The organism is Amycolatopsis sp. NPDC005961, assembly GCF_040629235.1.
GTDB classification, from domain to species: domain Bacteria; phylum Actinomycetota; class Actinomycetes; order Mycobacteriales; family Pseudonocardiaceae; genus Amycolatopsis; species Amycolatopsis camponoti.
This window is the reverse complement of sequence record NZ_JBEXVF010000015.1, coordinates 98,872-119,716: the sequence shown is the minus strand read 5'-3', so window position 1 is coordinate 119,716 and position 20,845 is coordinate 98,872. Positions and strand designations below refer to the sequence as shown.

Sequence of the window (20,845 nt, the reverse complement as noted above, 5' to 3'; positions counted from 1 at the left end):
TCAGTACTGGCGCTGCGGCAGGGCGGCCTTCGCCGACGCCTGGTCGAACTCGGTCTCCTGCGTCTCGATGCGCTCGGGCACCGACTCGCCGGCGGAGACCTTCTTCACCAGGTCCATCAGCTGCGGGCCGAGCAGCGGGTTGCACTCGACGACGTGGTTGATCTTGCCGTCGGCCAGTGCCGTCAGCGCGTCCTTCACGCCGTCGACCGAGACGATCTTGATGTCCTTGCCCGGGACCTTGCCCGCGGCTTCGATCGCCTCGATGGCGCCGAGCGCCATGTCGTCGTTGTGCGCGTAGAGGACGTCGATCTTGGGCTGGGACTTGAGGAAGGCCTCCATGACCTCCTTGCCCTTGGCGCGGGTGAACTCACCGGTCTGCGAGGCGACGATCTTGTACTTCGGGTCCGCCGCGATGACGTCCGCGAAGCCCTTCTTGCGGTCGTTCGCCGGCGCCGAGCCGGTGGTTCCCTGCAGCTCGACGATGTTGACCTGGCCGGTGGCGCTGCCGTACTCCTTGGTCAGCCACTCCCCCGCCTTCTTGCCCTCGGCGATGAAGTCCGAGCCGAGGAAGGTCTTGTAGAGCGTCTTGTCCGGCGAGTCGATCGCCCGGTCGGTGAGGATGACCGGGATGTTGGCCGTCTTCGCCTCCTTGAGGACGGTGTCCCAGCCGGACTCCACCACCGGCGAGAAGGCGATGACCTTGACCTTCTGCTGGATGTAGGAGCGGATCGCGGAGATCTGGTTCTCCTGCTTCTGCTGCGCGTCGGAGAACTTCAGCTCGATGCCGGCGGTCTTGGCCGAGTCCTGGATCGACTTGGTGTTGGCCGTCCGCCACCCGCTCTCGGCGCCCACCTGGGCGAACCCGAGCGTGATCGCCCCGCCGGAGCTGCCGGAGGAACCACCACTCCCGCAGGCGGTGAGCAGCACGAGTCCCGCTGCCGCGGCCGCCGCGGCGGCCCATCGCTTCTTCAGCACGTTCACTCCTCGATCGACGGTGATCATTTTTGTTAGCGTTAACACACGGAGCTGGTCTTTTCTGGGCGGGCGCGCGTACGGCGCTAACGCGGCCCGGTGCTTTCGCGGACGATCAACTCGGGCACGACCAGGGCGCGCGCGTGCCGGTCGCCCCCGTCCATCCGCTGGGTGAGCAGGCCGAACGTGCGCCGGCCGACTTCGATGAAGTCCTGGCGCACCGTGGTCAGCGGCGGCGTGAAGTACGCCGCCTCGGGCACGTCGTCGAAGCCCGCGACGCGCACGTCCCGCGGTACCGAGACGCCGGCCTCGGCGAACGCGCGGAGCAGGCCGAGCGCCATCTGGTCGTTGCCGGCGAAGACGGCGTCGAGGGCACCTTCCTTGGCGAGGGATCGCCCCGCCTCGTAGCCGGAGCGCGAGCTCCAGTCACCCCGGATCACCTGCGGCACGTCCACGCCGTGGCGTTCCAGCGTCTCCCGCCAGCCGAGCTCGCGGTCGCGCGCCTCGAGCCAGTCTTCGGGGCCGGCGACGTGCCAGACGGTGCGGTGCCCGAGGGCGAGCAGGTGCTCGGTGGCCCGGCGGGCGCCGTCGCGCTGGTCGACGGAGATCACCGGAACCGGCGCGGTCTCCCCGCCCCCGACGGCGACGACCGGGAAGTCCGCGGGCGCGGCTTCCAGGGCGCGGCCCGCGGTGACGTGCGGGGCGATGACGATGATGCCTTCGACCGCCTGGCGGCGGAGGTTCTCCACCGCGTCGGCGATCGACGAGCGCCCCGGCCGGCTGACACTGGAGATCGTGATCGCGTACCCGGCTTCGCGGGCGGCGTTCTCGATGCCGTAGAGCGTGCTGGCCGGACCGTAGAGATTGGACTCGAGCGCGACGACGCCGAGCGTGCCGGTGCGTCCGGTGACGAGCGCGCGGGCCGCGGAGTTCGGGCGGTAGCCCAGTTCTTCGATGGCGGCGAGCACCCGGGCGCGGGTTTCGGGGCGCACCGGACCGGTCCCGTTGATGACCCGGGAGACGGTCATGTGGGACACGCCCGCCACGCCCGCGACGTCGGTCAGGCTGGGCTGCCGCGTACCGGCGGCAGTCACCCTGACGGGGCCGCCGGAGCGGGGTCGTTCAGCCACCGGCGTCCCCTTTCGTCCGCTTCGACGTGGTGCCCGTCACCCGTTCGGGTGGCGGCGAGGAGTCAGTGTTAGCGATAACACCGACGCGGTCAAGACCGGGGTGCGTAACGGTCTCGTCACGTGCGTCGGAAGGGCTGCCGTTCGTGGCTTCACCGCTGGACCTGCGGGAAAGGTTGTTTGTTAATCACCGGGTGCCGGCGCCCGCGGTGTTCAGGGCGCATGTTCGCGGGTTCGGAAGCGGCGTCACAGGGCCAGCGACGCCGCGACCGGGAGGTGGTCGCTGCCGGTCGCGGGCAACGTCCACGACGCCACCGGCCGAACGCCCGTCACGAAGACCTGGTCGATCCGCGCCATCGGCAGCCCGGCCGGCCAGCTGAACCCGAAGCCGTCCCCGGCTTCGTCCTGCGCGGACTCCATCCGCGCGGTGATGGGCGCCAGCGCCCGGTCGTCGGCCGTGCCGTTGAAGTCGCCGACCAGGACCGTGCGCGGCGACGGCTCCCCCGCCACCGCGTCGGCGAGCAGGCCGATCGCCTCGTCGCGCCCGTTCGCCGTGAAGCCCGAGTCGAGCCGGACCCGCACCGACGGCAGGTGCGCGACGAAGACCGCCACCGGACCCTTCGGAGTGTCCACAGTGGTCCGCAGCGCGCGCGTCCACGGCATGATCGCCACCGGCCGGGTGTCGCGGAGGGGGAACGTGCTCCAGACGCCGACCGTCCCCTGCACCGAGTGGTGCGGATAGCGGCCCGCGAGCGCGTCCTCGTACTTCGGGATCTCGGACTTCTTCAGCTCCTCCAACGCGATCACCTGCGCCCCCGAGGCCGCCAGGGCGCGCGCGGTGCCGGCCGCGTCCGGGTTCTCGTCGTTGACGTTGTGCGAGACGATCGTCAGGTCGCCGCCGGCTTCCGTCCGGTCGAACAGCCTGCCGCCGAACGAGCCGCCCCAGACCAGCGCCGGCAGCAGCAGCGACACGAGTGCCAGCGCCGAACGCCGGAGCAGCGCGGCCACGAGCAGGGGCAGCACGAGCAGTCCCGTCCAGGGCAGGAAGGTCTCCAGCAGGCTGCCGGCGTTGCCCACCCAGTTGGGCACCAGCGAGTGCGCGAGCAGCAGCAGCGCCGTCAGCGCGGAGAACACCGCGATCACCCGGCCGCGACGCCAGGTCCCGCGGTCCGGCACGGTCTTCTCCGGTTCGAGGGTCGCGGTCACCGGGTCGCCGCCGGCAGTGCGCGCTGGATGGCGGCGATCAGCGTCCGGCTGTTCTCGAGCGCGGCGCTCAGTCCCTGCGCCGGGCTCCCGCCCGGGTTCTGGTGCAGGACGACGCCGAGGATGAGCTTGCCGCCCGGCCCCTTCGCCGCCCACATCAGCGCCCCGCCGGCGGCGGTCGACGAACCGGTCTTCAGCCCGATCACGCCGTCCCGGCCGAGGAGGGTGTTCGTGTTGACGACACCGGGCACGCCGTCGACGCGCAGGCTCGTCGTGGCGACGATCTCGCGGATCACGGCGTTGCGCATCACTTCGCGGGCCAGGCGCAGCTGGTCGGTGGCGGTGCTCGTGGTCGAGTCCTCGACCCCGCTGGCGCCGGTGTAGGTCGTGCCGGCCATGCCGAGCGCCGCGGCCTCGCGGTTCATCTTCGCGACGAAGTCCTCTTGGCTGCCGGCGTCCCAGCGGGCGAGCAGCCGGGCGGCGTTGTTGCCGGACGGGACGAGCATCAGCGCCAGCAGGTCGCGCTCACTGACCTGCCGCCCGGCCCGCAAGGTCACGGTCGACTCTTCGCGGGAGGTCGACTCGGCGTCGGCCTGCTCGTCGACGGTGATCATCGGGCCCGCTTCGCCCGGGGCGAGCGGGTGGTCCTTGAGCACGACGTACGCGGTCATGACCTTGGTGACGCTGGCGATCGGCACCGGCCGCTGGTCCCCACGGCTGCCCAGCGAGCCCAGCCCCTGGACCTCGGCACTGGCCTGCCCACCGTCCGGCCACGGCAGCGCGAGGTCGACGACGGGCCGGGCGGCGCTCGCGCGGCCGTCGACCGAGGGCGGGAAGAGGACCCAGCAGGCCGCGGCGAGCGCCACCGCCGCAGCGGCGGCCAAGCCGCCGACGACGGGTGGGATGCGGGTTCTGGCCATGGGTCTCCTCCGGGTGCCGGGGCGCTTCGTGAGCGCTCTGACGTCACTGTGTCCGGGGAAGATCGCCGGGCCGTCGGGGTTGTTCGACAGGTCTGAACCAGAAATGTCCCGGTTCTGTGACAGAGCCGGGACGTGGCGCGGGACCGGCCCCCCTCGCACCGCGCGTGAAGGGAAGCCGGTCCCGCTGCTCTGGTCCCCTCAGCTCACGTGGACGTAGTCGACCACGAGCTGCTGCGGGAACTGGGTGCTGCCGTCGGGGTCACCGGGCCAGTAGCCGCCGACCGCGAGGTTCAAGATCACGAAGAAGTCGTGGTTGAACACCCACTGGTTGCCGCCGACGTCGGCCGGCGTGCGGGTCTGGTAGGCGTTGCCGTCGACCGACCACACGATCTTGTCCTGCGACCAGTCGACCGCGTAGGTGTGGAAGTCGTCGGAGAAGTTCGGCCCGCTGTAGGGCGCGCCGATGCCGGCGGAGCCCGAGTAGCCCGGGCCGTGGATGGTGCCGTGCACGGTGTTCGGCTCGAACCCGACGTTCTCCATGACGTCGATCTCGCCGCACTGCGGCCAGCCGACGTTGCCGATGTCCGCACCGAGCATCCAGAACGCGGGCCACATGCCCTGCCCGCGGGGCAGCTTCATCCGCGCCTCGACGTGCCCGGACGACGCGGTGAACTTGCCGGAGGTGTTGAGCCGCGCCGAGGTGTACTCGCACGCGCCGTACCAGCAGTTGTTCCCGCTGCTCTCCTTCTTCGCGGTGATCACGAGGTGACCTTGGCCGTCGAGCGCCGCGTTGGCGGTGCCGTCGGTGTACCACTGCCGCTCGTGGTTGTTCACGTTGTCACCGGTCTCGTGGCCCCACTTCGAGCCGTCGACGCCGCTGCCCGCGGGGCCGTCGAAGTCGTCGGTGAAGCTCGCGAAGGTCTGAGCCGGCGCGGCCTGGCTCTGTGGTGCGGTCACCACGGCGGCGGTCACGAGCAGTGCCGCGGGTGCCACCAGCAGGCGGGCGGTCCGCCGCCATCGGGCGGAGTTCCTGGTCGACATCGTCGTCGCCCCTTCCGTTCCGCGGGCGACGGCTGGCGGCTCACCGGCGCCCTATTTGTTGTCGAACGCAACAAAGTATGAACGGGTGCCTGGCGAAGAACAAGGATAACCGGTCGGGGATTTTCCGACGATACCCGATGGTCCGGACCACCGGGTACTTTCGGGCAACGTCAGCGCTGGATGCAGTCCAGGCCCAGCCCCACGCCGGTCGCGACGTACTGGCAGATGTGCGACGCGTGCGCCGCGTCGGTCTCGGTGCACCCCAGCGGAACGCCCAGCAGGTCGACCGCGCAGTAGGCGTAGAACTGGTTCGCGTTGCCGGGGACCGGGTCGGCCGACGCGGGGGCCGCCGTGGCGACGGCCGAAGCGAGGGCGAGCGCGGCCGCGAGGGCGGCGATACGGGTCTTCATGGTGCTCTCCTCCCGGAATCCCCTGTGGGCCAGGGGCTTGTGCCCGGAGAGATTCCCCGTCCGGCACGGGTTCACCTCCGGGTCACCGGAAAGTGTCACGCGGCCGGCCCGCCGATCGAACAGATCGTGAACTTCTTTCTGCATGATTCCGTCCGAACGTCGGTGTTTGCGAACAGCTTCGATCACCTACGCTGGCGCAGCCCTGCCGTGGTCCCCCTGGAGGCTCCCGTGATAGCCGACCCGCACGAGCTCACCCGCCGCAGCTTCCTCGGCGGGGTCGCCGCCGCCGGCGCCCTCGGCGCCCTGCCGCCCGGCATGGCCGAGGCGCTCGCCGAGCCCCGCGTCTCCGGCAGCCTGTCCGACGTCGAGCACGTCGTCGTCCTCATGCAGGAAAACCGCTCGTTCGACCACTACTACGGCACGATGAAGGGCGTCCGCGGGTACGGCGACCGGTCGGCGATCGTGCTGCCGAACGGCCAGGACGTCTTCCACCAGCCCGATTCCGGCCGCACCGACGGCAAGTACCTCCTGCCGTTCCGGGTGGACACGACCAAAGTGGACGGTCAGGACCTCGGCGACCTCGGGCACGGCTGGGCCGACCAGCACCAGGCGATCGCCGGCGGCGCCAACAACGCGTGGATCCCCGCCAAGGGCGAGATGACCATGGGGTACTTCACCGACGGCGACATCCCGTTCCACCGGGCGCTCGCGGACGCGTTCACGGTGTGCGACCACTACTTCTGCTCGGTGCAGGGCCCGACCACGCCCAACCGGCTCTACCTGTTCACCGGCACCATCGACGCCGACGCCCACGGCGGCGGCCCGGCGAACTACAACCCCGCCGACTACAAGCCGGTCTTCAGCTGGACGACCTACCCGGAACGCCTGCAGCGGAACGGGGTTTCGTGGAAGGTGTACGCCAACAAGGAGGTCGGCGACGCGGGCGGCTCCTTCGTCGGCGACTACGGCGACAACCCGCTGTGGCTCTTCAAGGCCTACCACCAGGACTACAGCTCCGACTTGTCCAAGCGGGCCAGTGTGTTCAAGACCTGGGGCCCGGATTCGGGACAGGGCAAGGACGTCGACCACGTCCTCGCGGAGTTCAAAGCCGACTGCGCGAGCGGCTCGCTCCCCCGCGTGTCGTGGGTCGTGGCGCCCTACGGCTACTGCGAGCACCCCGAAGCCCGCCCGGTCGACGGCGCCGCGTACACCCAGACCGTGCTGAACGCCTTGTGGGCCAACCCGAAACTCTGGGAGTCCACGGTCGTCCTCATCAACTACGACGAGAACGACGGCTTCTTCGACCACGTCGCCCCGCCGGTCGCGCCGCCGGGAACCGCGGGCGAGTACGTCGGCGGCAAGCCGATCGGACTCGGCGCGCGGGTGCCGATGACGGTGATCTCGCCGTGGAGCCGCGGCGGGTGGGTCAGCTCCGAGGTCACCGACCACACCTCGGTGATCCGGTTCCTCGAACGCTGGACCGGCGTCGCCGAGCCGAACATCAGCGCCTGGCGCCGCGCGCTGTGCGGCGACCTGATGACGTGCTTCGACTTCGGTACGCCGGACACCCGGATCCCGCTGCTGCCCGACACCGCGGCGCTGCGCAAGCAGGCCGACGACACCCAGAAGAAGCTGCCCAAGCCGGCCCCGCCCGCGACCGGGAAGCAGCAGGTCCCGGTGCAGGAGGCGGGGACCCGCCCGGCCCGCGCGCTCCCCTACCGGCCGCTGGTGACGACGTCGCTGAGCGCGGACCACCAGATCCTCACCACGACGTTCGCCAACCAGGGCACCGCGGCCGTGCAGCTGATGGCGTACCGCAACGACGGCCAGACCGACGGCCCGTGGCCCTACGACGTCGCGCCGGGGGCGCAGGTCAGCGACACCTGGCGGATCCAGCTCTACGGCGGCGGCAAGTACGGCGTCGCGGTCCACGGGCCCAACCGGTTCCGCTGGGTCCTGGCGGGAGACGCGAACAGCGCGGGCGCGGGTGTCGACGTCCTCGGCGGCTACACGACCGAGAACAAGCTGCGGCTGACCATGCGCAACAGCGGAACGTCGGCGGTCAAGCTCACCATCACGGCCAACCACTACCGCACGGACGGCCCGTGGACGTACTCGCTGGCGGGCGGGCAGACCCTGACGGACGACTGGAACCCGGTCGCCTACGGGTCCGGCTGGTACGACCTGTCGGCGACGCTCGACGTCGACCCGAAGTTCCTCCGCCGGTTCAGCGGGCACCTCGAGACCGGCGCGTCGAGCTTCACCGGCTGACCGTTCACATCCATGACTATCGTTCAGCTCATTGACGTGTGTCACATCCTTGACCTATAAAGGGAAAGTCCGGGTGTCCGCCGCAACACCTCCGCTGTCCCTTTTCCGGAGGCCATCGGTGTCCCCACGAAGTCGTGCCGTTTTCCTCGGCGCCGCCACCGTTTCCGCCGCACTCGCGCTGACCGGTGCGGTCACCACCGCGCAAGCCGCCGCGGCGAACCTGTCCGCCGGTTTCGCCCGGACGTCGGTCTGGAGCGGCGGCTACGGCGGCGAGTACACGATCGCCAACCGCGGCGACGCCCCCTCCACCGGCTGGACCGTCGAGTTCGACCTGCCCACCGGCACGGCGGTGAGCAGCTCGTGGAGTTCGGTCAAGACGCAGACCGGGCAGCACTACAAGTTCGCCAACGCCGGCTTCAACGGCACGGTCAAGCCCGGCGCCACCGCGAACTTCGGTTTCAACGTGACGGGCTCCGGACTGCCGTCCGGCTGCACGGTGAACGGGCTCCCGTGCGCGGGCGGCGGCCCGGTCACCACGACACCTACGACGACCACCACGACTCCGCCACCGACGACCACCACCACGCCACCGCCCGCCGGGGACACCGTGAGCGTCTCGACGGCCGCCCAGCTGCAGGCCGCACTGGCGAACGCGGCACCCGGTCAGGCGATCAAGCTCGCGGCCGGCACCTACCGCGGCTCGTTCGTCACGACCAAGGCCGGCACCGCCGCGAAGCCGATCACGCTGTCGGGCCCGGCGAACGCCGTCCTGATCAACGACGGCCCGTCGGGTGACGCCCCGGACTGCCCGGCACCGACGGCGGGCTGGGACTCCGGCTACGGCCTGTGGCTCTCCGGCGCGCCGTACTGGAACCTGACGGGCTTCACCGTGCAGGAGTCCAAGAAGGGCATCGTCGTGGACAACTCGCCGCACACGACGATCGACGGCGTGAACGTCAACCACGTCGACGAGGAAGCGATCCACTTCCGCCGCTCGTCGGCCGACAGCGTGCTGAAGAACTCGACGATCACCTACACCGGGCTGGTGCAGCCCGGCTACGGCGAAGGCGTCTACCTCGGCTCGGCCAATTCGAACTGGGCCTGCCACGGCAACTCCGGCGGCGCGGACCGCGGTGACCGGATCCAGGTGCTGGACAACCACATCGGCCCGTTCATCGCCGCCGAGCCCATCGACGTCAAGGAAGGCACGTTCAACGGCCTGATCCGCGGCAACACCTTCGACGGCCGCGGCATCTCCGGCGAGAACTCGGCGGACTCCTGGATCGACGTCAAGGGCATCGGCTACACGATCGAGAACAACACGGGCACGTTCTCCTCGCCGGGGGTGTTCGCCAACGGGTACGAGAACCACAACACGAGCACATCCCCGTCGTTCGACAACGGCTGCGGCAACGTGTGGCGCGGCAACAAGTCCGACCTCGGCGGCGTCGGCGCCTACGCCATCAAGATCAGCTCGGTGTCGAAGTGCGCGGCGAACCCGAACGTGGTGTACGCGTCGAACACGGTCACAAACGCGACGTCGGGACTGACGAACATCCCGGTCACGCCCTAGCGCCTCTCACCGCTGGAGTGCCGGCTCAGGCCAGGTCATCCCAGGTCCACGGTTCGGCGGGAGCACCGTCCGGCTCCCGCCCGAACCGGAACCGGACGGCGTTGTCCCCTGTTTCGAGGAAACGGTCGAACTTCCCCGCCGCCGGCAACCGGTCCGCCGAGGTGACCCCGACCACGGCAGCCTCGGTTGCCATCAGCACCGGCGGCGTCCAGTCCTCGTCGGAAAAGTAGGCCGCCCGGGACCTTTCTTCCAGCAACGTCGCCTGGGCGTCGGCACCGACCGAGCGCAGAGCTTCCAGAACTCCCGTGACCGTGTCCGGGTAGCCGAGCCACGTTTCGGCCGCGATCCGGTCGGCGAGCACCTGCACCTGGTCGTCGGACTCCAAACCGTGCAGTTTCTTCAGTAGGAAAGCCGCGTTGTCGTACCTCCCGATCTCCACATGCCGCGCGGGCTCACGCGCCAGCAGCCTCGCTTCGTCGCCTGCTGCTCCCACTCTTCTCATGTGCGCAAGCAGCAGGCCCACCTCGGACGCATCTCGCAACGGCGATTCCGCTGCAGCCCGGGCCGCAAGTTTCGCGGCTTGGCCGTCGGCACCGACCGAGCTCAGCGTCGTACAGAGGTTTACAACGGCTCGTGGCCGTTCCACATCTGCATGGGCCGCCGGCTCGCGGGAGAGGAGGAGTCGAAGCTGATCTTCGGCGCCGACGACCTGAAGCGCCGACAACAGATCCTTCACGGCCGTCGGATCGGTGAGATCCACATGCGCTCCTGGCTCGTTTGCCAGCAGGTCGGTCATCTTGTCGATGGCTTCCGCTTCGAACAACATCTCCACCAACTTGGCCTGCACCGAGCCGGCTTGCTCGCCGCCACGTTCGTTGACCAACCGGTCGATCAGCTCGGCGGCCTGATCGGCTCGCCCGAACCGCCGCAACGTCCGCAGAAGGTTCCTGACGTGCCTGAGGTTTCCCTTCACTGACGCCGAAGACGCCGGCAGCCGATCGAGGAACACCTCGAGCTGCCCTGTCAGGCCAAGGTCGGCGAACCGGTCGGCTAACGCACTGATCCGAAATGGATTGTCGAGCGGCGCTCCCGAAGCCGCCCGACCAGCCAGCAGCTCGACCTGTGTCCGCGTGCCGAGTTGCTGCAGCTTCTCCAGCAATTTGGCCAAAACGAGCGGATTCCCCAGGGACACGAGGCCTTCTGGACCGCGCCTCAGTAAAACGCCGACCTGGTCGACGGCGCCAACGGCTTCGAGGCAGTCCAAGTTGTACGCTACGTTATCGGCATCATCGAGCTTCGCTTCCTCCGCGATTCGGGTGGCCAGTGCGACGACCCGGTCACGGACTCCGAGATCGTGTAACCGCTTCAGCAACCCTCCTGCGCCCCACCAGCTCGTCACGTCGTCGACAGACAGGAAGTCACGTTCCAGCAGCACCCGCAACTCGTCGTGCGCACGAATCCGGCGCAAGATATCCAGCAGGTGATTGACCTGGCCCCAGTCAGACAGCGGCGCGCCCCCGGCTGCCCGTCTGGCCAGAATGGCGGCTTGCTCCCGGGCACCAAGCTCGACAAACTGCGATATCAGCGAACCCAGTGACATCGGGCTGTTCAACGAAACCGCCGAGCTGGGGTCGCGGGACAGCACTACAGCCAGACACTCATTCTCGCCCACCGTCCGCAACGCCTCCAGCAGTGCAGTGACCTCCCTTGGTTCGTCGACGCGCACACCCGCCGCGGCGCGCTCGGAGAGCGTCGCGACCTGCTCGGCCGCCCCCAAATCGGCCAGCCGCAGCAGGAGCCTGGCCACCGGCACGCCTTGATCCACCGCGACCTGAGCGGCCGGAGTCCGGGACAGCAGTACGCGGACATGATCGGCACAACCCACTGCGGCCAGATCTTCCAGTACTCCGGCTACGTCGGAGGCATGGCTCAGCGGTAACCCTGTTGCGACCCGCTCGGCCAGCTTGCGCATCTGGTCTTCCGCACCGATGGCCCGGAAGAACACGATCAATTTCCCGGCACCGTTCAAGGGCAGGTCCACTGAGACGTGCGACGAGGGATCCCGCCGCAGCAGCGCTGCGACCTGCTCGTCACCACCCGCAGCATGGAGGGCTTGCAGGAAGCGCCCGATTTCACTCGCGTTTTCCAGCGCAACCGCGGACGCGGGATCACGCGCCAAGAAGACATCGACCAGACCGGGATCCCCCACCTCGTGAAGTCCGCGCAGAAGTGCACCGAACCCCACGCCCGCGACCAAGGAAACGCCGGCGGCCACCCGCGCTGCGGCCGCATGACATAGGTCCTCGGTCCCGATCGCGCGGATCCGTTCCAGGATCATCGCCACGCCGTACGGGGAGTCGAGTGGAACGTTCTCCACGACCCACTCCGCACCGCGGAGGTCGCCGGGATGCACTGTGTTCATCCGGTCGATGATCGAGGCTCCGGCGAAGGTGCTGCCGCGACGCACCGCTTCTTTGTTGAGCGCCACGGAATCTCGGTACAGCCCACGGTTCCACGCCGAAATGGCGAGGGCGGCCAGGCTCTGCGATCCCGCCGACGCCACCGCGGCCGTCCAGAACCCGATGGGCGGTATCCAATCGGCGCGGTGCTTCCGGGAGTATTGATCAAGATAGTCGGCCAGCCGGAACAGGAGTTCGCCCGACTTCGGCGTCCTGGGCCGCCGTCGGTCGCGACCATTCACGCGCTGGGGGATCGGGGTGACCGGCCCCGGTGCGCCCTTGCACGGCTCGGCGATCCTAGCGAGGGCTCTCTTTTCCCACCCCTTTTTGAGCGAGCTGCGCTGCGCGTCGGTCAGGTAAGCCTCGACCGCTTGCACGAGCAGCGCGTGCGGAAGGGCATTCCGGTGTCCCATCCGAACTGCGTCCATCGCAACCTGGATGAACGCCTTCTCCACCGGGCCCACCGTGGCGAACCGCGCGAGCAGGGCGGGCCCACCGGCCAGCCACTGCGTGATCTGGCCGTCCGCCGCGTGCGCGGCTGCCCACGCGAGGCGGTCGTCGTCCGGGGTGGACTTCTTCAGGACTTCCAGCTCGGCGGTGCCGAAGGCCTCCGGCACCTCGATGACGGCGCCGTCCAGCACCTGCTGGATCTGGGCACCGGGGTTCTGCGTGAGGTCGGCGTGGTGCTCGGGCCACAGGGTCCCCAGCACCAGCACGGGTGCCCGGCTCGGATCGGCCAGCATGCTCCGGATCTTGGCTGCCACTCCCTCGGCGGGCTCGCCCTTGCAGTACTCCTGGGTCTCGTTGAGCCACACCACGGTCCGCGGGCCGACCTGGTCCAGCCCTTTCAGAGCGGCTTCGGACCGCCCCGGGTCGAACGGGTGCCACAACCGCCATCCCCCGGCCGTCCGCAACGGCTCCAGCGCTTCCCAGCAGGTTCTCGTCTTGCCCGCCGAAGAGCCGGCGACGAGTACGGCGATCGCGCTCTCGCCGCCCATCGCCCGTGCTATGACCTCCGCCAGCCGGTCGTCATGAGGGCGCCGGATGTAGGGCGGCAGGCCCGGCAAGCCGTCGGCATCGTCAAAGGTGATCGGGCGGTGCACTTCGAGCGCGAACGGATCGGTGATCTCGGCGAGCGGCTTGCCGATAGACGGAGCCAGCGACGCCGCATGCCAGAGTTCTCGTGCCTGACCGGCCGCACGCACCGCATCGACGCCGGCCGCCCGAGCCAGAACGATGACGACGGCCACCACGTCCAGGTGTGATGCCGGCAGTCTCGGACCGCTGATGATCCGGCCGGCCGTCGTGCGGTCCGGGGCCGCGGCCAGATCGTCGTCCGCCGCGATCCACCCGGCTATCGTGTCCAGCGTCGGGAGGTCCGCGAGCAGGTAGAGCTCGTAAACGAAGTTCTTCAGCTCGCGCAGCGGGCCCGGCGGCAGCTGTGGCCGGCCGGCCGGCCTGCGCCGCCGTCTCGGATCGTTCTCCCCGCCACTCATCGTGGACCATTGTCGCCCGGGCGGCCCCTGCCGCGCGAGAGCCGGTCACCAAGGGCCCAGGCCGTGCAGCTTCACCACCAGCTGCAGCAGGCCTCCCCCACCTCCGGCTCCGGCGATGATCCCGGTGAGGAGCTTGAGGACCCGGTAGGCGTCGGCACGCTGGGCGGCGTCCCGCACGAAGACCGCGACGTAACCGGAGCTACCCAGCAGAGCGGTGAACAAGACGGTGCACCACGTGACGATCCAGGAAAGCATGGGAACCCCTCGGCCTGGTGGGTGGATGCGCCCGGTCGGCGCGGAACCCACCTTCGGGCCGCACGGAAGATCAACACCCAGTTGCCACGAGAGAGTGCGCGGGCCGCATGTTCCCCCAGGTCGGCGGACCCGGATCGAAGCGCGATGCGACCAGTCGCGACGACACTCGTCGGCTACAGGTGCATGGCCAGCCAGAGCGCTACCCAAGCCGTGGCGGCGAGCAACGCGCCCGCCGCCACGGCCAGGAGTACCCGGCGCAGGGCCAGGACGGGTTTCGCCGGTGTCTCGATGTGGTCCATGAAGTCGATCATGAACCACGCGGGCCGATCGGGACAGTCCGCACGCACGTCCGGGCGACCCCTGCGCGGGGTACCCCGGATGGCCGCGACGCACGTCACCCCCGGCCGCGGAACACCAGACCCGGCGAAGCGTTGTAGAGGGTGTCGGTACGGCGGTGCCCCCGGGCCTCACCCCTTGCCTTCACGGAATACCGGTAACGCAGGAGCCGTGTCGTGCCTTCCGCCGCGAGGCGGCCCCCGTACCGGCCCCGAACTCCCGTTCCCTCCCGGGCCTCCCCCGTGCGCCCGGGCGGGAACGGGTCCCGCGTCAGGGAACGATCGAGTCGACGTACCCGCCGTCGACGCGCACGGCCGCGCCCGTCGTCGCCGAGGCGAACGGCGAACTCAGGTAGACCACCAGGTTCGCGATCTCCTCGGGCTCGATCAGGCGCTGCAGCAACGACTGCGGCCGGTGCTTCGTCATGAACTCGCGCTGGGCCTCGTCCCACGGCAGGTCCTTGTCGACCAGCTCGTAGACGAAGTCTTCGACGCCGGCGGTGTGCGTCGGGCCCGCGATCACAGCGTTGACCGTGACGCCGGTGCCCGCCGCGTGCTTGGCGAAGCCGCGCGAGACCCCGAGCAGCGCCGTCTTCGACACCCCGTAGTGGATCATCTCGGCCGGGATCACGATCGCGGAGTCGCTGGCGATGTACTGGATCCGGCCCCAGCCGCGCCCGGTCATGCCGGGCAGGTAGGCGCGGGTGAGCCGCACCGCCGCCAGGACGTTGACCTCGAAGTAGCGCCGCCAGTCGGCGTCGGTGATGTCGAGGGGCTCCTGGGCGCCGAAGATGCCGAGGTTGTTGACGAGGATGTCGGCGTCGGGCACCGCCTCGACGACCTGCGCCGCGCCGGCCTCCTCCGAGACGTCGCCCGGTGCCGCCACCAGGTCGGCGTCCGGCACGTCCTCCCTCAAGCGCGCGATCGCCTTGGCGACGCCGGTGTCGCTGCGGCCGTTGATCGCGACCCGCGCGCCGGCCGCGGCGAGTCCCGCCGCGATCGCCGAGCCGATGCCCCCGGTGGACCCCGTGACCAGGGCCGTCTTCCCGCTCAGGTCGACCCGCATTCGTGAAAACCCTTTCTCGCGCCGGCCCCTCGCCCGGGCCGATTCAAGCACAGCTGCCCGCGGCGCACCGGCTGGAAATCCGGTTGCCGCACCGGGGCCGCCGAGGACACCATCGGCCCATGACCTCCTACCGCACTCCACTCCTGCCGACCGTCGCCGCGACCACCGCGCCGGTCCAGCAGCAGCCGTGCCGTCCGCGGAGGTCGATCACCCCAGCGCCGTGACCGGCGCGCTGCTCGCCGGCCTGTTGGCCGGCTACGGCATCGCGATCCCGGTCGGCGCCGTCGCGACCTACCTCGTCGCGCTCACCGCCCGCACGTCGCTGCGGACCGGCTTGGCCGCCGCCCTCGGCGTCGCCACGGCCGACGGCGTTTACGCGCTGGTGGCGGTGCTCGGCGGGGCCGTGATCGCAGGCCTCGTCACGCCGGTCGCCGGGCCGTTGCGGCTGGTCTCGGCCGGGATCCTGGTCGTGCTGGCCGTCCGGGGCGCCGTCCTGGCCCTGCGAACCCACCGCGACGCCGCCGCCCGGCCCGTGACGCCGCTCGCGCCCGGCCGCGCCTACGTCAGCCTGCTCGGCATCACGCTGGTGAACCCGACGACGGTCGTCTACTTCACCGCCCTGGTCGTCGGCGACCGCGCCGGCACCGCGGTGTCCCTGCCCGAGCAGGTCGTGTTCGTGTTCGCCGCGTTCGCCGCCTCGGCGAGCTGGCAAGCGCTGCTGGCCGGCGGCGGAGCCCTGCTCGGACGGGTGCTCACCGGACCGCGCGGCCGCCTGGTGACGGCACTGGTGTCGAGCGCGGTGATCACCGCACTGGCCGTCCGACTTGTCCTCGCCTAGCCCGGAAACCCCTGCCATGCAACGGTTTGTCCGGTTCCGGCCGCACGGCGGAAGACGTTCGGCGGCCGGTTCCGCGGCTAGCCTGGGCGGGACGCGGACGGGAGGCGGCCATGACGATGCCGATGGGGGCGATGTCCGGCTGGGACGTCGCGGGCGCGACCCTGCTCGTGCTCTGGGCGCTGGCCATGTGGGCGGCGGTCGGGGTGCTGGCGTACGCGAACCGGGGGCCGGTGCGCCCGTGGGTGTACCGCGGCTCGGTCGCGGTGATCGGCGTCGGCGTGCTCGGGCAGCTCGGGCACGTCCAGGAGCACATCGCGCAGGTCGGCTACTGGCTCGGGCACCCGAACTCCCCCGCGTGGATGACGCCGTGGGGCACCGGCCTCGCGAACGGCCTGCAGATGCTCCTCCCCGGTCGCAAGACGTTCGGGATGGAACTGCTGCACCTCACGGGCAACTTCATCTTCCTCGCCGGGCTGGCCGGGGTCATGGTGATCACGCGGCGGGCGCTCGGCACGCGCGCCCGCCGCTGGGCGAAGATGGGCGTCTGGATGCAGGGGCTGCACGGGCTCGAGCACCTCGTCCTCACGCTGTCGATCGCGTTCGGCGCGCCCCGGGCGATCGGGCTCTCGACGTTCTTCGGGCTCGTCGACCCGGGCATCGGCCTGACGACCTACCGCGTGTGGTGGCACTTCGCCGCGAACGTGATCGGCTCGATCATCTTCGGCCTGGCGCTGTACCACCTGTGGCGCGAACGCCGGGAGGTCCGGGCGACGTTTTTCGTCCGGCCCGTCCCGGAGCTCACCCGGCGGGCGGCGTAGCGCAGGTCAGCGTCGGCAGCGCCCAGTCCGCGTGGTCGTTGCCGTTGCCGTCGCCGCCGTCGGACACCAGCAGGTCGAGGACCTGGGCCCCGGTGAGGTCGACGTCGATCGGCAAGGCCGCCTGGCCGCCTCTGACCACCGGCGTCGTCACCCGGGTCGCGCCGTCCACCGAGACGCTGAAACTCACGCTTCCCCCGGTGCCGGTCTCGCCGTCGACCCCGACCGAGGCCGTCAGCCGGCTGCACGAACCCGCCAGGTAGAGCTGGACGTCGCTCGCCGCGTGGGCGCCCAGGCCCTTCGCGTACGCCACCCCGCCGATAGTCATCGGCTTGCCGTCGCCCGCGCTCGCTTCGCCGTTGCTCGTGTCGCGCTCGACCGGGCCCCAGCCGTTCGTCGCCGTCAGGAACGGCAGCGAGCTGACGGCCACATGCCCGGCCGGCGGGGCGGGCGGCACCGCGCCGACGATCCGCTCGTCCGCCGCCGATCCCGACCGTCCGGCCTGCCGGTAAGCCACCGTCACCTTCAGCGCGGAAGTGTCCACTGTGGCGGGAGCGGTGACGGGCCAGGTGAAGCTCGCCGACTTCCCGCCGTCGATCTTCGCCACCGAAGGCGGGGAGGCCGCCCCGACCGTCCACCCGGCCGGCGCGGTCAGCACCGGCTTGACGTCGAACGCCGGCGGCGCGCCCGCGGGGACCTGCACGGTCGCCGAGGCGGTGAACCGCTGCCCGCCCGTCACGGTGTCCGGCGCGGTCAGCGACACGGCCGCCGTCGGTGCCGCCGGCATCGCGTACCGCCCGGGGTCGTAGCCCGGCGAGGCGTTCTGCCTGACGGTGAGCGGCGAGCGGTAGCTGCCGTAGTTCGTCCACGCGATCTTGCCGAGGCCGCCCGTGCTGCCGTCGAGGTTCCACACCGCGACGGCGATCGTGTTGTGGCCGTTGGGGTTCAGGATCCCGTTCGGAATCGGGAAACTGTGCTGCGGCCCGAGGTAGTTGACGTACTGGCCGAGCTGCCAGCCGTTGACGAAGAGCAGCGCCCGGTACTGGCGAGCCGGATCGTCGGTGATCGTCAGGCCGAGCGAGGTGTCCTGACCGCGGGGCAGGTCGAGATCCGCGGTGGTGCGGTACCAGGACACGCCCGGCGTGGTGTCCCTCGCCGGAAGCGTCGTCGACGTCCAGCGCCCGTCGGGGAAGCCGGGCAGCGACCAGCCCGCCCGCTCGCCGTACAGCCCGCCGGTGTTGAGCGGGCCACGGACCGGGTCGAGGCCGGTTTCGCCGCCGCGGACGCCCTGCAGCCGCCAGGTCACCGACGTCAGCGGCGACCCGGTCAGTCGCGCGGAGGTGAGCCCGCGCGCAGCCTTGTTGCCGTTGTTCGCGCCGTAGTCCTCCTCGTGCCCCATGTTCACGGTCAGCACGGAAATCTCGTTGTCGCCCGGACGCACCGAACCGGCCGGGAAGCCGAATGTGTGCTGCGGATCGGTCGAGCTGCCGAGGAAGACGCCGTTGAGCCACGCCGAGAACGCACCCGCCGGGCCGCCGCTCTGGCTCGACAGCGTGATCCCGGTCTGCTTGCCGTCGCTCGCGAACCGGCCCCGGTACCACGTGTTGCCGGTGTGGAAGCCGTAGTCGTCGGCGAAGAGCACCGGTTTCGTGCCGAGCACCGTCGAGCTGTTCGACGTGTCCTTGTCGGCCACCGGCCAAGCCGAGTCGTCGAAGCCGGGCTGGCTCTCCGGTGACTCCTGCTGGTGCTTCCAGCCGCCCAGCGCGGGCAGGGTCACCGGTTTCGCGGTCGGTGCGGTGGCGGTGAGGCTGCCGCTCGGCGTCGGCTGGGTCGCGACCCGGGATCCGTTCCACGACAACGCCTTCTCGGGTGCGAAAACCTCGAACGCGCCGTCGGTGCCGGTGTCGCCGGTCAGGTTCAGGGTGCCGTGGTCGTCGGCCGCGGTCCGCACCAGGTGCGTACCGCGGACCAGCACCGGGCCCGCCGCGGTGTCCTGGCGCCAGAAGGTCGCCGCCGTCGCCTTATCCGCGAGCAAGAGGAGCAGCGGCCGCTGTCCGGGTGCGGTGACGAGCACGCGCGCCAGGCCGTCGTGGGTGTAGTTCAGCCGTAGGTCGCCGCGAGCGGCGTCCCAAGTGGACGTCGCGCTGCCGCCGAGCACCTGCACGGACGGTTGCTTCGCGAACCGCAAGACGGTTTCGCCCGGCCCGCCCTTGTCTCCGTAGAGGACGGCGACGTCACGGCCGCCGATGGCCGCGTTCGTCATGATCTCCGACGTCGAGTACTGCATCCGGGTCTGCCCGAGGTCGTACCCGGCGACGACGATCTTCGACTGCCGGCCGTTCAGCGTGATCCCGGTGCCGGGCTGCTGCGGGACGACCGGGTAGTAGTCGCTGCTGCCCGACAGCAGGTCGACGGCGTCCACGACGACGAACGGCCCGGTCGCGTTCGTGTTCTTCTGCCCGGTGACGACGATCTTGAGCGTGTGCGCGCCGGCGGGCAGGCCGCGGACCTCGTAGCCGGTGACCTGGTTCTGCTTGCTCGTCGCGTAGAGGTCGACGGTGCTGACCTTCGCGTCGTCGAGGTAGACGTCGGCGATGCCGTGGCTCGGGTCCTTCGACGTCACCCAGCGGATCCCGGTGCCGGTGAAGGGGATGCTGACGTCGTCGCCGGTGACCTCCGAGAACGACTCGGTGTGCTGGTAGTCGCCGCCGGTGTAGTTCACCTCCGGCCCCACGTGGCTCCAGGTGCCGGTGTAGCCGACCTCGGCGGCGCGGTCGTCGTAGGTGTAGCCGGCGTGCGCGGCGAGGTCGAGCGCGAGGCTCGTGGTGTTCGTGGTGGTGGACGTCGAATCGGTGTGGCGCAGGGTGTGGAACTGCGTGCGGGTGTCCGGGTTGATCCGGGCGGTGTCGGTCAGCGCCGGGTCGGTCAGGGGCGCCGAGGCAAGCCCGTCGGTCTTGGTCAGCGGGGTGACGGACTGCGTGAAGTAGCCGATCAGCTTGTCCTCGTTGTACTTCGGGTCGAACTGGCGGCCTTCGGTGATCGCCGCGCCGTAGTCGTAGGACGTGTAGTTCTGCGGGATCGCGCTCCAGCCCCACGACGTGCCGCCGTGCAGCATGTAGAAGCTCTGGCCGGTCGCGCCGACCGCGATGTTCTGCTTGTAGAAGACGTTCGCGAACTGGTCGTTGATCAGCTGCGCGCACTTCTCGTAGCCCGGGCCGCCCCACGGGTCGAAGGCGCCGCCCTGGAACTCGGCGGTGATCAGCGGCTTGCCGGGGACGTGGTCGTAGCTGATGTCGGGGACGCCGTTCCAGCGCGTGGGGTTGGAGCAGTCGAAGCCCTGCGGGTAGGAGTCGGCGGCATCGACGTCGAGCGCGGCCTCGCCGGCGTTGAAGGTGCCGTTGTTGTTGCCCACCAAGGGAACCGTGATGCCGTCGGCGCGGGCCTTGTCCTCGAGGTGCTTCATGTACGCGCGGCCGTCGGCGTTGCCGTTGTAGTACTCGTTCTCGACCTGGTAGGCGAGCACGCTGCCGGTGCCGTTCGTCAGCTGGTGACGCGCGATGATCCGGTCGATCTGCGTCTGCCACTCGTCGGAGTACTTCAGGTAGACCGGGTCGGCGCTGCGGGTGTGGCCGGGGGTGATGGACAGCCAGGTCGGGAAGCCGCCGCCGTCGACCTCGGCGTTGATGTACGGCCCGGGCCGCGCGATGACGTAGAGCCCGGCCTGCTGGGCCACGTCGAGGAGCTTGTCGAGGTCGCGGACGCCGGTGAAGTCGTTGACGCCCTGGCGCGGCGAGTGGTAGCCCCAGTCGAAGTAGAGCGACGTCGAGTTGAACCCGGCGGCCTTCATCTTCTGGAAGATGTCGAGCCAGAGGTCGGGGCTCGGGAGGCGGTAGGAGTGGAACTCCCCCGACCACAGGTAGGTCCGGTTGCCGTCGACCAGGAACGAGTAGCCGTCGTAGGTGACGGTGTGTCCCGCCCGCACCGGCGCCGCGGTGGCCTGCGGGACGACCACGCCGGCCAGGGCGAGCAGGGCGACGAGCAGGGCCCGGACGGGAGCACGCATG

Annotated in this window: 14 protein-coding genes and 1 pseudogene; 4 read left to right on the top strand and 11 right to left on the bottom strand. The window is 70.2% G+C overall.

Features of this window, described 5'->3' with window-relative positions:
* The 6 genes and pseudogenes from ABZ342_RS16590 to ABZ342_RS16565 all read right to left on the bottom strand — a co-directional run bounded on the left by ABZ342_RS16590 (position 1) and on the right by ABZ342_RS16565 (position 5,673).
* Positions 1–981, bottom strand: coding sequence for an ABC transporter substrate-binding protein (locus ABZ342_RS16590; protein WP_360473669.1), 981 nt, complete (start codon positions 979–981; stop codon positions 1–3).
* A 77-nt stretch (positions 982–1,058) separates the two neighbouring features.
* On the bottom strand, positions 1,059–2,102 hold the full coding sequence (locus ABZ342_RS16585; protein ID WP_155543728.1) for a LacI family DNA-binding transcriptional regulator: 1,044 nt from the start codon (positions 2,100–2,102) through the stop codon (positions 1,059–1,061).
* Between the two features lie 243 nt (positions 2,103–2,345).
* Positions 2,346–3,305: an endonuclease/exonuclease/phosphatase family protein gene (locus ABZ342_RS16580; RefSeq protein WP_360473577.1), complete on the bottom strand. Its 960-nt coding sequence runs from the start codon at positions 3,303–3,305 to the stop codon at positions 2,346–2,348.
* On the bottom strand, positions 3,302–4,222 hold the full coding sequence (locus tag ABZ342_RS16575) for a serine hydrolase (protein ID WP_360473575.1): 921 nt from the start codon (positions 4,220–4,222) through the stop codon (positions 3,302–3,304). The genes ABZ342_RS16580 and ABZ342_RS16575 overlap by 4 nt, the downstream gene beginning before the upstream one ends.
* Positions 4,223–4,423: 201 nt before the next feature.
* A pseudogene (locus tag ABZ342_RS16570) lies at positions 4,424–5,263 on the bottom strand (glycoside hydrolase family 16 protein); the annotation flags it as partial.
* Between the two features lie 170 nt (positions 5,264–5,433).
* A complete protein-coding gene (locus ABZ342_RS16565) occupies positions 5,434–5,673 on the bottom strand; it encodes a hypothetical protein (RefSeq protein ID WP_155543724.1) in 240 nt (79 codons plus the stop codon).
* Positions 5,674–5,901: 228 nt separating this feature from the next.
* Here ABZ342_RS16565 and ABZ342_RS16560 point away from each other — a divergent pair, with 228 nt between their 5' ends.
* Positions 5,902–7,944: a phosphocholine-specific phospholipase C gene (locus tag ABZ342_RS16560; protein WP_360473572.1), complete on the top strand. Its 2,043-nt coding sequence runs from the start codon at positions 5,902–5,904 to the stop codon at positions 7,942–7,944.
* Between the two features lie 118 nt (positions 7,945–8,062).
* Positions 8,063–9,517: a cellulose binding domain-containing protein gene (locus ABZ342_RS16555; RefSeq protein WP_360473570.1), complete on the top strand. Its 1,455-nt coding sequence runs from the start codon at positions 8,063–8,065 to the stop codon at positions 9,515–9,517.
* A 25-nt stretch (positions 9,518–9,542) separates the two neighbouring features.
* Here the strand turns inward: ABZ342_RS16555 and ABZ342_RS16550 are convergent, their stop codons facing one another.
* The 4 genes from ABZ342_RS16550 to ABZ342_RS16535 form a co-directional block, all read right to left on the bottom strand.
* Positions 9,543–13,472, bottom strand: a complete 3,930-nt coding sequence (locus ABZ342_RS16550) for a hypothetical protein (RefSeq protein WP_360473568.1) — start codon at positions 13,470–13,472, stop codon at positions 9,543–9,545.
* Between the two features lie 45 nt (positions 13,473–13,517).
* Complete coding sequence (locus tag ABZ342_RS16545) at positions 13,518–13,727, bottom strand: hypothetical protein (RefSeq protein ID WP_155543720.1); 210 nt, start codon at positions 13,725–13,727, stop codon at positions 13,518–13,520.
* Between the two features lie 173 nt (positions 13,728–13,900).
* Positions 13,901–14,026, bottom strand: coding sequence for a hypothetical protein (locus tag ABZ342_RS16540; RefSeq protein WP_277875398.1), 126 nt, complete (start codon positions 14,024–14,026; stop codon positions 13,901–13,903).
* A 307-nt stretch (positions 14,027–14,333) separates the two neighbouring features.
* Positions 14,334–15,128 carry an SDR family oxidoreductase gene (locus tag ABZ342_RS16535; protein ID WP_360473565.1) on the bottom strand — a complete coding sequence of 265 codons (795 nt, stop codon included), beginning with the start codon at positions 15,126–15,128 and terminating at the stop codon, positions 14,334–14,336.
* A gap of 187 nt (positions 15,129–15,315) precedes the next feature.
* Between ABZ342_RS16535 and ABZ342_RS16530 the strand changes: the two genes are divergently transcribed.
* Together ABZ342_RS16530 and ABZ342_RS16525 are read left to right on the top strand one after the other, a co-directional pair.
* Positions 15,316–15,966 carry a LysE family transporter gene (locus ABZ342_RS16530; protein WP_360473563.1) on the top strand — a complete coding sequence of 217 codons (651 nt, stop codon included), beginning with the start codon at positions 15,316–15,318 and terminating at the stop codon, positions 15,964–15,966.
* A 110-nt stretch (positions 15,967–16,076) separates the two neighbouring features.
* Positions 16,077–16,784, top strand: a complete 708-nt coding sequence (locus ABZ342_RS16525) for a DUF6008 family protein (RefSeq protein ID WP_360473561.1) — start codon at positions 16,077–16,079, stop codon at positions 16,782–16,784.
* Here ABZ342_RS16525 and ABZ342_RS16520 read toward each other — a convergent pair.
* Entirely contained in the window at positions 16,765–20,844 is a 4,080-nt protein-coding gene (locus ABZ342_RS16520) for a beta-galactosidase (protein WP_360473559.1), read from the bottom strand. The two genes, ABZ342_RS16525 and ABZ342_RS16520, sit on opposite strands and share 20 nt — an antisense overlap.
* Between the last annotated feature and the right edge of the window lies 1 nt (position 20,845).